The 13,005-nt window shown below is 70.8% G+C and carries 18 protein-coding genes; all 18 read left to right on the plus strand.

The genetic code is table 11. The annotated features are described in order from the left end of the window. Positions 1 to 9 precede the first annotated feature (9 nt). Positions 10 to 612, plus strand: coding sequence for an HNH endonuclease (locus ACTMTB_RS01635; protein ID WP_441142162.1), 603 nt, complete (start codon positions 10 to 12; stop codon positions 610 to 612). Beyond that, positions 588 to 1,001 (plus strand): hypothetical protein, encoded by a 414-nt coding sequence (locus tag ACTMTB_RS01640; protein WP_441142163.1) that lies wholly within the window; start codon positions 588 to 590, stop codon positions 999 to 1,001. Before ACTMTB_RS01635 ends, ACTMTB_RS01640 begins: the two co-directional genes overlap by 25 nt. A gap of 27 nt (positions 1,002 to 1,028) precedes the next feature. Beyond that, positions 1,029 to 1,502 (plus strand): hypothetical protein, encoded by a 474-nt coding sequence (locus ACTMTB_RS01645; RefSeq protein ID WP_441142164.1) that lies wholly within the window; start codon positions 1,029 to 1,031, stop codon positions 1,500 to 1,502. A gap of 13 nt (positions 1,503 to 1,515) precedes the next feature. After that, on the plus strand, positions 1,516 to 1,734 hold the full coding sequence (locus ACTMTB_RS01650; protein WP_441142165.1) for a hypothetical protein: 219 nt from the start codon (positions 1,516 to 1,518) through the stop codon (positions 1,732 to 1,734). Between the two features lie 67 nt (positions 1,735 to 1,801). Beyond that, positions 1,802 to 2,404: a head-tail connector protein gene (locus ACTMTB_RS01655; RefSeq protein ID WP_441142166.1), complete on the plus strand. Its 603-nt coding sequence runs from the start codon at positions 1,802 to 1,804 to the stop codon at positions 2,402 to 2,404. 4 nt (positions 2,405 to 2,408) lie between these two features. Further along, a complete protein-coding gene (locus ACTMTB_RS01660; RefSeq protein WP_441142167.1) occupies positions 2,409 to 2,858 on the plus strand; it encodes a hypothetical protein in 450 nt (149 codons plus the stop codon). A 2-nt stretch (positions 2,859 to 2,860) separates the two neighbouring features. Further along, the gene (locus ACTMTB_RS01665; RefSeq protein WP_441142168.1) at positions 2,861 to 3,202 is read left to right on the plus strand and encodes a hypothetical protein; all 342 of its coding nucleotides are present in this window, start codon (positions 2,861 to 2,863) and stop codon (positions 3,200 to 3,202) included. Between the two features lie 5 nt (positions 3,203 to 3,207). After that, positions 3,208 to 3,951, plus strand: coding sequence for a hypothetical protein (locus tag ACTMTB_RS01670; protein ID WP_441142169.1), 744 nt, complete (start codon positions 3,208 to 3,210; stop codon positions 3,949 to 3,951). Between the two features lie 13 nt (positions 3,952 to 3,964). After that, entirely contained in the window at positions 3,965 to 4,378 is a 414-nt protein-coding gene (locus ACTMTB_RS01675; RefSeq protein ID WP_441142170.1) for a radical SAM protein, read from the plus strand. A gap of 11 nt (positions 4,379 to 4,389) precedes the next feature. Beyond that, positions 4,390 to 4,632: a hypothetical protein gene (locus tag ACTMTB_RS01680; protein ID WP_441142171.1), complete on the plus strand. Its 243-nt coding sequence runs from the start codon at positions 4,390 to 4,392 to the stop codon at positions 4,630 to 4,632. A gap of 51 nt (positions 4,633 to 4,683) precedes the next feature. Next, complete coding sequence (locus ACTMTB_RS01685) at positions 4,684 to 5,103, plus strand: hypothetical protein (RefSeq protein WP_441142172.1); 420 nt, start codon at positions 4,684 to 4,686, stop codon at positions 5,101 to 5,103. Positions 5,104 to 5,105: 2 nt separating this feature from the next. Continuing rightward, complete coding sequence (locus ACTMTB_RS01690) at positions 5,106 to 5,468, plus strand: hypothetical protein (protein ID WP_441142173.1); 363 nt, start codon at positions 5,106 to 5,108, stop codon at positions 5,466 to 5,468. 17 nt (positions 5,469 to 5,485) lie between these two features. Further along, entirely contained in the window at positions 5,486 to 5,650 is a 165-nt protein-coding gene (locus ACTMTB_RS01695) for a hypothetical protein (RefSeq protein ID WP_441142174.1), read from the plus strand. Further along, the gene (locus tag ACTMTB_RS01700) at positions 5,650 to 7,728 is read left to right on the plus strand and encodes a hypothetical protein (RefSeq protein WP_441142175.1); all 2,079 of its coding nucleotides are present in this window, start codon (positions 5,650 to 5,652) and stop codon (positions 7,726 to 7,728) included. Before ACTMTB_RS01695 ends, ACTMTB_RS01700 begins: the two co-directional genes overlap by 1 nt. Beyond that, entirely contained in the window at positions 7,725 to 10,676 is a 2,952-nt protein-coding gene (locus tag ACTMTB_RS01705; RefSeq protein WP_441142176.1) for a hypothetical protein, read from the plus strand. The genes ACTMTB_RS01700 and ACTMTB_RS01705 overlap by 4 nt, the downstream gene beginning before the upstream one ends. 10 nt (positions 10,677 to 10,686) lie before the next feature. Continuing rightward, the gene (locus tag ACTMTB_RS01710; protein WP_441142177.1) at positions 10,687 to 11,214 is read left to right on the plus strand and encodes a hypothetical protein; all 528 of its coding nucleotides are present in this window, start codon (positions 10,687 to 10,689) and stop codon (positions 11,212 to 11,214) included. A 10-nt stretch (positions 11,215 to 11,224) separates the two neighbouring features. Continuing rightward, positions 11,225 to 12,244 (plus strand): hypothetical protein, encoded by a 1,020-nt coding sequence (locus ACTMTB_RS01715; protein WP_441142178.1) that lies wholly within the window; start codon positions 11,225 to 11,227, stop codon positions 12,242 to 12,244. Next, positions 12,241 to 12,999, plus strand: coding sequence for a hypothetical protein (locus ACTMTB_RS01720; protein ID WP_441142179.1), 759 nt, complete (start codon positions 12,241 to 12,243; stop codon positions 12,997 to 12,999). Before ACTMTB_RS01715 ends, ACTMTB_RS01720 begins: the two co-directional genes overlap by 4 nt. The last annotated feature ends 6 nt before the right edge of the window (positions 13,000 to 13,005 follow it).

Here is a 13,005-nt window from a genome sequence, read left to right on the forward strand (position 1 = left end):
CTTTTTCGGATGGGACGTAAGGGCACCGCGCCGTGCGCGATCAACGGCTGTGACAAGAAGGAGCTGGCTCGGGGCTGGTGCTCCACGCACTACAGCAGGTGGAGCCGGTTCGGTGACCCGGAAGCCTCCGTTCGCCCTCGGGCGACGAGTTACGGCGACGAGTCATGCCGGGCTGCCGACTGCGGCAAGCCGATTCATGCGCACGGGTACTGCCCGACGCACCTTCAGCGGTGGCGGAAATACGGCGACCCGTTCGGGTCGGCACCGCGAACGCAGAAGAACATCGAGCAGCTCCGCCGCGAAGCGCACGACGGCCAGCCAGGGGGGCAGCTCGACAAGGCCTCGGGCTACCGCTACCGGACGCTCCGGCGGGGCGAGCGGTATGCGGAGCACCGCCTGGTCATGGAGCACATTCTCGGCCGGGCGCTCTTTCCCGACGAGACGGTGCATCACAAGAACGGCGACCGCGCCGACAACCGCCCCGAGAACCTCGAACTGTGGTCCTCGTGGCAACCGGCCGGCCAGCGGGTCGAGGACAAGATCGCCTGGGCGCGTGAACTTCTCGCCCGCTACGAGCAGGAGGCTCCATGCAGGTCCTCTACAACGAGCTGATCAGCCGGGTCGCCCTCGCGGTGGCGGCCCGGCTGAACGGCACAGTCAACGGCACCACCATCGACCGCACCGATCCGGCCGGCGGTACCGACAGCACCACCAGCGCGCTGCTGGTGGTCCTGGCCGGGACCGTCACCGACGGGTCGCACGCGATCGCGGTGCAGGTGTCCGACGACGGGTCGGCCTGGTCGGCCGCTCCCGCCGAGCACCTGCAGGGCTCGCTGCCCACCATCACTGCCACCGACGACGACCGGCTGTTCGAGGTCGGCTACACCGGCCCTCGCCGCTACCTGCGGGTCACGGCCACCACCTCGGGCGCCACCACGGGCGGCGTCTTCGGCGCGGTGGCGATCCTCGGCGGCGCCGGCCAGATACCCGTGCAGCGCTGACCTAACGAGAGAAGGGTGACGCCAATCATGGCGACCGACGAGAAGAGCACCAGCAAGCCGAGCGCCACGTCGACCACCAGGTCCTCGTCGGCTCGGGAGGCGACCAGCGGCCAGAAGCAGGACCCCACGGCCGGCGTGGCCGAGCAGATGCGTACCGAGCACGAGCGGCGCATCACCGTGCCGGGCGCGCCGAACGTGGACGCCCGCCTGGACAACCGGACTGGCGACCAGCGGCCCCCGGTCGAGTCGTGGCCGGCGAAGCCGCAGCAGGTCGACGGGCCGGACGTGATGCACCAGACGGAGCACACCCGTCGGGTGCTGGCCGACCGGGACCGCGCGAAGGACGCCGGCGAGCGCAAGGGCATGTTCAGCCCGGGTCCGCACGGTCTGTCCGACGAGCGGCTGCGGGAGGGCGGCGACCGCGGCGAGACGCAGACCCTGTACGGCACCGAGGGGCTGACCGAGGCGCAGGCCGCCGAGGGCAACCCGACGGCGGGCTGACATGGTGCTGCGCGTGCGGGAGGCGTACAGCTTCGACCACGACGGGGTGCCGGTGACGATGCGGGTCGGTGACCTGCTGGAGGAGGGCGACCCGCGTGCGGTCGGCCGGGAGCAGTTCCTGGAGCCGGCGCAGGAGGCGGCGCAAAGGGCTGCCGGTGCGACGTCCGCGTCGGTGGAGACGGCCACGGCCGCGCCGGGCGAGCGTCGCACCCGGGGGAAGGCCGCGCAGTAGCGGCAGCTGAGTCGAACGCCCACCGGCTGGTGCAGTCGGTGGGCGTTCCCCATCCCGAGGGGGGCGCATGGCGATCGGTGACCCGTACGCCACCGTCGCGGAGCTGAAGGCCCGGATGGATGTCGAGGACGCGATCGACGACGCCCGGCTGTCGGAGGCGTTGGAGGCGGCGAGCCGGGAGATCGAGACGTGGTGCGACCGCCAGTTCAACAAGGCGACCGTGGCGTCAACGCGGGTGTTCCGGCCGCAGACCCGCACGATCGCGCTGGTCGACGACTTCCACACCCTGACCGACCTGGCAGTCGGCGTGGACTCGTCAGGCGGCGGCACGTACGCGGCGTGGGGGGTCGGCGCGTACCAGTTGGAGCCGCTGAACGGGGTGGTCTCGGGCCGGCCTGGCTGGCCGTACTGCCGGATCCGGGCGGTCGGCTCGTACGGCTTCCCGTGCGGCCCGCTGGCGTCGGTGCAGGTCACGGCGCAGTGGGGGTGGGCGGAGGTTCCGGCGAACGTCCGTGAAGCGTGCCTGATCATCGCGGCGGAGTCGTTCAAGCTGGGTGATGCGCCGTTCGGGGTGGCCGGGTTCGGCGAGTTCGGGCCTGTGCGCGTGCGGATGAACAGCCTCGCCGAGCAGAAGCTGCTGCCGTACCAGCGCCGCATCGTGGGGCGGTGACCGGATGGCCGCGACGATCGACCAGATCATGACGGCGCTGAAGGACCGCCTGGGCACCGTGGATGGGGTTCGCGCGTACGACTACGCGCCGGACAGTCCGACGCCCGACAAGGCTGCCGCGTTTCCGCTGGTGCCGCCGGTTCCGTCGTACCGAGAGGCGATGCGCCGCGGGCTGATCGTCTACACCTTCCGCATCGCACTGGTGACCGGCGCGCAGCTCGACCGGGTCGGCCAGCAGCGCCTGGCGCAGTACGCCAGCGCAACCGGGGACCGGTCGATCCGGGCGGCGCTGGAGGACGGCACCGACACCGAGGGCCGCAGCGTGAAGACGCTCGGCGGCCTCGTCGACGACTTGGTCGTGGACAGCTTCGACCCCGACGGCCTGCAAGACGTGGGCCTCATCAACTACTACGGCGGCACGTTCGCCGTCCGCGTCATGGCGTCAGGAGAGTGAGCATGGACATCAAGATGTGTGAGCGCGGCGACTACCAGCCGGCTGTGGGTACGGGCATCCGGCCGCTGCGCTGGTGCCGGGAGCACTACCTGGAGGAGCACGGCGACGAGTTCGTCCGCGCCGAGGTCGTCGGTGACGCGCCGGTGACCGACGTGCGCACGGGCGACGAGGTGCGCCGCGGCGGCACGGTGGAGCTGGACCCGCAGGAGACCCGCATCGAGCAGCTGGTGTACGCGGGTGCGATCCGGGTGCTGCCGCAGGAGAAGACCAAGCCGGCCGCCTCCGACGCGGGCGACGAGTCGGCCGACGGGGACGCGGCGAAGCCGGCCCGTAAGCGGGGCTGATCGGCGTGGGCACGTTCGCCGCGAACAACATCACGACGTGGTTCGGCGGCTACGACATGACCGCCGACCTGAATCAGACGACCATGCCGATCGAGTTCGAGGCGTTGGACTCGACGACGATGGGCCCGGTCGGCACCCGGACGGCCCGGTCGCGGAAGGCCGGCCTGGAGGACGTCAGCTCGCAGGTGGCCGGGTTCTGGGACACGGCCGCGGGTGGACTGGAGGAGGCGGCGTTCGCGTCGCTGCGGGCCGCCGCGCAGGTGATCACGCACTCGCACGACGGCGCGGAGGGCTCCCCGGCCTACTTCTACCAGGCGAGGACGTTCAACTACGACCGGTTCGGCACGGTCGGTGAGCTGGCTCCGTTCAGCCTCACCGCGCAGGCGAGCAAGGGCAACGGGTCGCCGGGCGCGGTCCGGGGCTTGGTGCTGAAGACGAAGGGCACCGTGTCGGCGATCGGCGCGACGGGCACCGCCCTGCAGTTGCCGGCGGCGGCGAGCGGCGAGCACCTGTACGCGGCGTTGCACGTCTTCGGCACGCCCGGCACGACGATCACCGCGGTCTTGGAGTCCGACGACGCCAACACCTTCGCCAGCGCCACGACGCGGGCGACGTTTGGCCCGCTGACCGTGGCGGGCGGGACGTGGGCGACCCGGGTGGCGGGGCCGATCACTGACACCTGGTACCGGCTGCGGGTCACCGCGATCACCGGGACTTTCACCGTCGCCTGCGTCGCGGGCATCAAGTAGCAGGGAGTAGGGGATGGGTACTTTCGCGCTCGTCGACGCCCGCGTCGAGATCAACAGCGTGCTGATGTCGAGTTGGGTCACGTCGGTGCAGCTGCCGCAGGAGTTCGAGGCGCTGGAGGACACCGCGATGGGCGACACCGCCCGGTCGCGGATCGCCGGCCTGGAGGATTCCACGATCACGATCAACTTCAACGACGACTTCGCTGCCGGTGCGGTGGACGCCACGCTGTGGGCCGCCCGGAAGACGGTGGTGGTCATCAAGGTGCGGCCGACGTCCGCGGCGATCTCGGCCACGAACCCGGAGTACGTGGGGTCGTTCCTGGTGAACCAGCTGAGCCCGTTCGGTTCGGGTGTGGGTGAGTTGGCGACCCGGTCGGTGTCGTGGCCGCTGTCCGACCCGGACGGCATCGCCCGCAACACGGCCTGAGGGGCGCGGTCATGAGAGCAGAGATCGAAATCGGTGGTAAGGGCTTCGGCCGGGTCGTGCTCGACGGCAATGACGTTTCCAACGGCGTGCGGGCGCTCCAGATCAGCTCGGCCGTCGGTGAGGTCCCCCGGCTTGAGCTGGATGTCGTCGTCGTCGAGGATCTGCGGTTCGACGGTGAGGTCCGGGTCGTCATCCCGGACGCCACCCGGGAGACGCTGGAGGCGCTCGGCTGGACACCGCCAGCGGCGGACTGACCGGTGGGCATGTCCGTACGCGTTACTGGCAGCGCCCAGCTACTTCAGGTCATGGAGCGCCTGAGGGAGACGGGCAACGAGGGGTTGGGCAAGGGCATGGCGGCTGGCCTGCGGCTGGCAGCTGCACCGCTCAAGCCCGCCGTCCTCGCCGAGGTCCCGAGAACGATGCCCAGCGGTTACGCGCCGGTGTTGTCCCGGTCGCTGCAGTTCCGCACCACCGTGCGGGCCTTCAAGCACGTCGCCCGCGCGACCTGGCGGGTGTATGGCGACGGACGGCGGGAGAGGCGAGACGTTCCCGCCCTCAACCGCGGCGTGCTGAAGCACCCGACGTTCGGTCGGCGGAACCAGTGGGTGGCGCAGAGCGTGCGTCGCGGGTTCGTCGACCGCCCCGCCGACCGTCTCGCGCCGGCGGTACGCCGCGAAATGAACGTGGTCATCGACAAGGTCGCCGAGAAGATCCTGAAGGGCTGAACATGCAGTTACTGCCGCCGATGCGGTTCCGCTTCCTCGACGAGCAGGACCAGGCGACGTACGGGGACGGCTGGTGCACGTACGACGAGTCGGCGCTGGTGCGCGTCCCCGCGCGGGAGTTGGTGGAGATCGAGCGGCAGATCGGGATGGGCGTGCGGGACATGCTCAACCGGGCGCGGCTCGACTTCACTGACGGGAACCTCGCGGCGATGTGGACGGCGCGCCGGCTGGCTGGTGTCGACGAGCCGTTCGAGAAGTTCACCCCGCTGGTGCTGCTGGTCGATTGGGAGCCGGTGCCGGCCACCGCTGATGCCGACCCCCCGGCTCAGACCTCCTCGCCGTCGCCGGAGAGCGCGGAGGCGTAGCCGCCCTGCTCGACGAGGTGGGCCCGCAGTTCAGCCGCACCTATGTGGCGATCCCGCCGCCGGTGCTGCGGGAGATGACCCTGCGGGAGATCGAGGCGCACCTGGTGCCGCTGGCGCCGGCTCCGGTCGATGAGACAGAGGCGCTGATGCGCCAACACCCGGGCGTGCAGGGGAGGTCGTGATGGCGGACAAGCGCGACATCCTCATTAACCTGCTCGGCAAGGAAACCGTGTCGCCGGCTGCGGCCAAGGCTGCCGCCGGGGTGGAGAAGCTCGGCGACCGGATGGACGCCACCGCCGACGACGCGGCCAAGCTTGACCGGGAGATCGAGCAGGCCGAAAAGAGCCTGCGGGACCTGGCCGTCGCGTACGCCCGCACCGGCGACGCCGCCGAGCGCCTCGACCTGGCGAAGCAGATGCGCAAGCAGCAAACCGAGCTGCGCAAGCTGACCAAGACCCGCGGGTTCCTGCCGGACTTCGGTGAGGCCGGCACCGAAGCGGCCAGCCAGTTCGGGATGTCGTTCGTCGCCCGCCTCGGGCCGCTGCTGGCCCGCGCGCCGATGGCTGGGATGAACCCGGCGGCGTTGGCGATCGGTGCTCCGCTGGCCGCTGGCGCGGCGGTGGTGGTGGGCACGGCGGTGGCCGGTGCGGTCGTCGGTGGTGTCGGCCTCGGCGGTGTGGTGGGCGGGCTGAAGCTCGCCGCCCGGGACGCCCGGGTGAAGGCAGCCAGCAAGTCCCTCGGCGACGACGTCGGCGCGATGATGGGCCGCGCCTCGGTGTCGTTCGTGCCGGAGACCCTGAACGCGATCGAGATCGTGCGCAAGGGCGCCCTGGACATGGAGCCGGATTTCCGGCGGGCGTTCGGCGCGGCGTCGGACTACGTCGAGCCGCTGACCCGGGGTCTGATGGACGCCGCCCACAACGCCATGCCCGGCATCGTCAAGGCGATGGAGAGCGCCGGCCCGGTGATCGACGCCGTGGCGGACGGGATGCGGGACATCGGCTCCGCGGTCGGGGATTCGCTGTCGGACCTGTCGGAGTACGCCGACGAGGGCGCCCGGTCGCTGCGGCTGCTGTTCACGGTCGTCGACTACGGCATCCGGGCGACGTCCGACCTGCTTGAGGGCACGGCCATGTTGTACGGCCTGTCGGAAAAGATGGCCGCGGTGTGGTCGGGGAACATCCCGCTGCTGGCTGGGATGGTTGTCGAGGAGAAGAACGCCGACGCTGCCGCGCGGGGGCTGGCTGGTGGTCTGACCGGGGTGATGGACACGGCGGTGTTGGCCGCGGGTGGGACGTTCGCCCTGTCGGAGCGGCAGAAGATCCTCAACGGCGACATGCGCGAAGGCATCGCCGCCGCCGGCGGGCTCAGCGCCGCGTTCAACGTCCTGAACGGGGCGGCCCTGTCGTCGCGTGAGGCGGAGAGCCAGTACCAGGCGGCGATCGACGCGGTGACCGCCTCCATCAAGGCCAACGGGACGACGCTGGACCTGAACACGGCGAAGGGCCGGGCGAATGACCAGGCGATCCGGAACCTGATCGGCACGGTCGACGCCAAGGCGCAGGCGGTGTACGACGAGACGCTGGCGACGAAGGGTCAGGCGGCGGCGGAGACCGCGGCGAAGGGCGTCTACGAGCAGGGCCGCACGCAGCTGATCAAGAACCTGACGGCGATCCTGGGCAACAAGGACGCGGCGATCGCCCTCGCCGACAAGATCATGAAGATTCCCAAGCAGTGGGGCACGAAGGTCACCACGCCGGGCATGGGGGCGGCGATCGAGGCGGCGAAGCGGCTCAAGGCGCGCATCGACGAGATCGACCGGCGCATCGACATCAAGGCCACGCTGACCACCTCGTACGGGGGTGGCGCGCACACCGGGCAGGGCTACTCCACCGGCATGTCCGAGGGTGGCCCGGTCATCGGGCGGGGCCCGAAGGGTGTCGACTCCGAGCCGAGGCTGCTCGCCCCCGGTGAGCACGTGCTGACCGCCGCCGAGGTCGACGCGGCGGGCGGGCACTCCGGTGTGGAGCGGATTCGGTCCGCTCTCCGCAGCGGCGGGTCAACTGGGCGTGCAGATGCGCCGGTGATGGCTGGTGCTGTGTCGCGCCGGTCAGGGCCGGTGACCATGGCCGCGCCGATTCTTCAGATCAACGCCGGTAACGCGTCCGGGTTGGAGCGGGTGTTCCTGGCCTGGCTGGTGGGTGCGATCCGTGACGGTGGCGGCAACCCGAACGTCCTCGGATTGGGGGGTGGCTGGTGAGCTTCCCGACGGATCCGCTGGACGTGGTGGTGGAAATCGCCCCTGGCGCGAACCCGGCGGCCGACCCGAACACCCACTCGTGGGCGGATATCTCCGACTACCTGCGGGTGGCTGAGGGCAGCCGCATCACCATCAGTCGCGGGAAGTCGTCGCCGCTGGCGGACACGGTGCCGTCGCAGTGTTCGCTGGTGCTGGACAACTCGGACGGCCGATTCACCCCCAGGAACGCGATCGGCGCCTACTACCCGAGCCTGCAGAAGAACACGCCGTTGCGGGTGCGGATCAGGCAGGCCCGCGACCTGTTCGGCCGCACCACCTCCAACGGGTGGGGCCCGGCCGATTCGGGGCAGGTGTGGACAACGTCGGGGGGTGCCGCCGGCGACTACTCCACCGACGGCGCGGTGGGCAAGCATTCGCTGGGCTCGGTGGGCGTGCTGCGCGCCAGCCTCATCGACACGGGGCTGAACAGTCACCGGGTCACGGCCGACGTGACCTGCCCGGTGATGCCAACTGGCGCGTCCATCAGCCACTGGGTGGTGGTCAGAGCGGCGGACACCAGCAACTACTACGCCGTGGCGCTGACGGTGACGACGTCCGGGGCCGTGTCTCTGGTCATGTACCGGCGGCAGGGTGGCGCCCTGTCGGCGCCCTTGGACTCGGCCAGCGGGCTTCCCGTCCACACGGCGGGCACCCGCTGGCGGATCGTGTTCGAGCTGGCCGGGGAACGGCTGCGGGCGACGGCGTGGCGGCCCGCGGTGGAGTTCGACCCCGGCTGGCTGGTCGAGGCAACCGACACGGTGCTGACCGCGGGCACGCAGGTCGGGGTGATGAGCCGGGAGGAGACCGGCAACACCAACGGCACCGTCGTCATCTCCTGGGATTCGTTCGACGTGTCGTCGATCCGCTTCACGGGCCTGGTGGACCGGTGGCCGTCGCGGTGGGATCCGTCGGGAACCAACCGCTACGTGCCGATCACGGCGCATGGGGTGCTGCGGCGCATCGCCACCGCCGGCGAAGCCACCCGGTCGCCGCTGTACCGGTATCTGATGGCGCAGACGTGGGCGCGTACCGCCTACTGGCCGCTGGAGGACGGGGAGTCGGCGACGGAGGCGTCGTCGGCTGACGACCAGGCTCCGCAGATGCTGCCGTCGGCGCCGGTGCGGTTCGGGGTGCAGGCCCCGTCGACGTCCGGGGTGTCGACGATGGTGGATCCGAAGGGCGCGTATCTGCACGCCCGGATGCCGGAGTATTACGCCCTGGATTGGCGGCTGGAGGTGGTGCTGTCCCACGGCAAGGTGCCGTCGTTGACGGTGCGGTCCCTGTCGTGGTTGTGCCCTGGTTCGCTGACGCGCTGGGATCTCAACTCCACGCCGACGGGCTTCCAGATCGCCGCGTGGACGGCTGTGTCGGGCGGGTCGATCCAGCTGGCGGTGAACACGGCGGTGATCCCGCAACCGGGCCAGCTGCACCACATCCGGGTCGATGTCATCCACCCGGGCGGGACGGACGTGCGCGCCGACGTGTACGTCGACGGGACGTTCGTCGGGTGGAGCAGCGCCACCGGTCTGCAGGCTCACGTGCCGAACGTGATGCGGATCAACCCTGACGCGGTCGACTCGGACAACGTGCCGCTGGTCGGGCATCTGATCATGTGGGGTGAGCGGCCCGTCGGGAGCGAGTCGGCGCAGGCCGCGCTCGGTTACCCGGGGGAGCACGCGCACCGCCGGATTGAGGCGGTGTGCGCGGAGCGGGATGTGCCGTACGCGCCGGTGTACGGCGCCGCGGTCACGTCGGAGCCGATGGGTCCGCGGCCGTCGGGGTCGCTGGTCGGGACGCTGCGGGACGCGGAGGCCACCGACGCGGGGCTGCTGTACGAGCTGCGGTCCGGGCATGTGTCGTACCGGCGCCGCGCAGCCCTGGTCGACCAGTCGGCGGTCCTGGTGTTGGACTACGACGAGGGGCACGTCGCGCCGCCGTTTGAGCCGTCCGACGACGACGCGCAGCTGCGCAACGACGTCACGGTCAGGAGGCCGCTGGGCTCGGAGGCGCGGGTCGTCGACGCCGCTCACATCGCGGCGGTGGGCCGGTATGAGACGACGCTGACCCTGAACCCGTCCGACGACGAGCGGCTGGAGCAGCTGGCGGCGTGGGCGGTTCGCAGGGGGACCGTGGCGGAGCAGCGGTTCGACACGATCGCCATCAACATGTCGCGGGTCACCGCGTCGGTGGTCAGCCAATGGCTGGCGTGCGACATCGGCGATCGGGTGACGGTGGACAACGTCCCGACGCACCTGACGCCGGATTCGGTGGACGTGATGCTGGCCGGCTACACCGAGGTGATTGAGTGGCCGCGCCGCTGGCGGGTGGAGATGGTGTGCGAGCCGTACTCCCCGTGGGTGACGGGCGTCCTCGACAGTACGACGTTGGGCCGGCTGGACACGGCCGGCTCGACGCTGGCCACGGGGAACACGTCGGTTGAGGTGCGCATCGACGCACCCGACCGGGCGATCCTCACCACCGCCGAGGCTGCCCTGTTCGCTGTCGGGAACCGGGTGGTGCTGCACGGGCAGGACGGCCGGCGCAAGGAGCCGACCGTGTTCACGATCACGTCGATCACGCCGCCGGCGTTCGGATTCCAGGACGTGTACCTGAACCCCGCGCCGGCGGAGACGATCCGCGGGTCGCTGTCCGGTGGCATGGACACGCTGCGCCGGGTCGATCAGACCAGCCTGTCGGTGGCCACCACTGCGGGCCCGGTGTGGACGACGAACGCGGCGCATGTGCCGTTCGACATCAACGTCGGCGGGGAGCGGATGACCGTCACCGCGGTGAGCGGGGCGTCAAGTCCGCAGACGTTCACCGTCACCCGGGCGGTGAACGGGGTGCAGAAGCATCACGGCGTGGGCGCGGACGTGCGGCTGTGGCAGCCGCTGATCCTCGGACTCTGAGGGAGGTGCTGTGACCACATTCTTCGCCGGTCAGCCGTTGACGGCTCAGCAACTGGAGGATCTGCGGACGTTCGCCATTCCGCTGATGGTGGTGAAGACCGCCGACGAGTCGGTGGCGTCGTCGGCCACCCCGCAGGACGACAACGAGTTGTTCCTGACGGTGACGGCGGGCGCGAAGTACCGGCTGCTGATGCACCTGGTCGTCGGGGGCACGGGCACCGTCGGTGATCTGTTCATCCGGTTCAACGCGCCCGCCGGGTCCAAGATTTCGGCGTCCTGCGCGGGCATCGACGTGGGCGCGACCGGTGTGGTCGCCAACATGAACGCGGGTGCGTTCAACGATGTGACGACGTGGCCGATGCCCGCGAACTTCGCCTACGGCACGGTCGCCAACCCGACCGGGATCTTGTGCATGGGCAACCTGACCGTCGGCGCGACGGGCGGAACGTTCCGGTTGCAGTGGTCACAGGCGACCAGCAGCGCGACCGCCACCACCATCAAGTCCGGCAGCTCGCTGGAGTTGACCCGCTATGAGTAGGGGGTGGCCGGTGCGCCGTTTCGCCGCCGGCGCGCTCCCCCTGGTCCTCGCCGTCGGGCCGACCGGCAGCAGCTACCGGGAGCCGACCATGAACGCGGCTGACATGAACACCCGCACGGGGCAGATCGCCGGGCTGGGTGGGTTCGACGCGGGCCGGACGGCCCGGTTGCAGGACGGCCGTTGGTTGATGCTGACCGGCGACGCGACGCAGACCGACGAGCAGGTGTGGCCGGTGTACCACAACGCGGCGGTGATCTGGGACGGCGCCGGGCAGCGCAGGGTGGAGTCCCCGCATCCGGGTGGGCATTTCTTCCCCGACTTCGAGGACGGGAGCCGCTTCTGGCCGCTGTCGTTCTTCATCACCGCCGGCCGGGCGTACGTGCTAGGCACGCGGGTCGCCCCGACGGGGGACATGCAGTGGACGGGCCTCGGCGGCTACGGGGCGGTCGTCAACGTGCCGGCCGGCGGGGATCCCCGCTGGGTGCGGTACTTCCCGACCCCGTCGGGCATGCTCGGCGACGACGCCGTGCAGTGGTTCGGGGCGATCGCCTACGACGGGACGCACGTCTACGTGCACGGCACCCGGGACCGCGCGGAGGCCTGGCACGCCCGCGACGGCGGCTACGTCGCCCGCGTGCCCCTCGCGCAGCTGGAGGTGCCGCACCGCTGGCAGGTGTGGACCGGGCAGTCGTGGTCGCCGGACGTCGCCCAGGCGGTGCCGACCATCCCGATCGGGCAGCTCTACACGACCGGCCTGAACGGTACGGCCAACGCGTACACCCTGCACCGGCGGCCGAACGGGCAGTGGGCGGTGACGACGAAGCGGGCCGGGGACGCCAGTTCTGAGCTGGGCCGCTATGTGGCGGCCACGCCGTGGGGCCCGTGGTCGTGGGAGCCGCTGCTGACCGTCTGCGACACGGCCTGCTACCTGGCCGGCGCCGCACCCACCATTCCCACCGTGTCCGGGCAGCTGCTGGTGCAGTGGTCGCGGCGCGGGTCGACCCCCTACTGGGCGGAGGTCCCACAGTGAGCGGCTGGTATGTAGCCCCCGCGTTGGCCGTGCTCCGGGCCGAGATCGACACCCGGTGGCCTCGCCGCGATCGCACCTCCGACGGGTCTATCGGCGACGCCGCCCACCAGGCGTCCCGGTCGGACCACAACCCGAACGAGCGGGACTCGGTCAACGCGATCGACGTCGACAAGGACGGCATCGACGTGGCCGCGGTGATCGCGGCGGTCGAGTCGCACCCCTCCACCCACTACTGGATCTATGACCGGCAGATCGCCGACCGCGACGACGGCTTCCGGCGCCGCCCGTACACGGGCAGCAACCCGCACGACAAGCACCTGCACGTCTCCATCCGGCAGACACGGACGGCGGAGCAGGACCGACGCCCCTGGGGGCTTCTGGAGGACGACATGGAGTTGACCGGCAGGCAGGCGACGCAGCTGGCCGAGGTCCACGACTACCTGATGCGGCTGCGTGTCGGCATGGAGACCATGTCGGATGGCAAGCGCAGCATCGAGCAGACGAAGTGGCGCAAGCGTGACGAGACGTGGCAGCGCCGCGCAGACGGCCTGCTGGTCGCGCTCGCCGCCAGCGTGCAGGGCCTGGACATGGACGCCGTCCTGCGCCGCCTCGACGAGCACGCCGCAGCCGAAGCCGGTCGGGACGCCGAGCTGCGCGCCCTGGTGCAGGCCAGCCAGTCCGGGGAGCTGACCGCCGAGCAGGTGCTGACCAAGCTCCGCGACCTGCTCCCCGCCGACACAACCCCGCAGAGCTGACGCAGC

This window comes from Micromonospora sp. L32, from assembly GCF_052068055.1.
Lineage (GTDB): Bacteria > Actinomycetota > Actinomycetes > Mycobacteriales > Micromonosporaceae > Micromonospora > Micromonospora purpureochromogenes.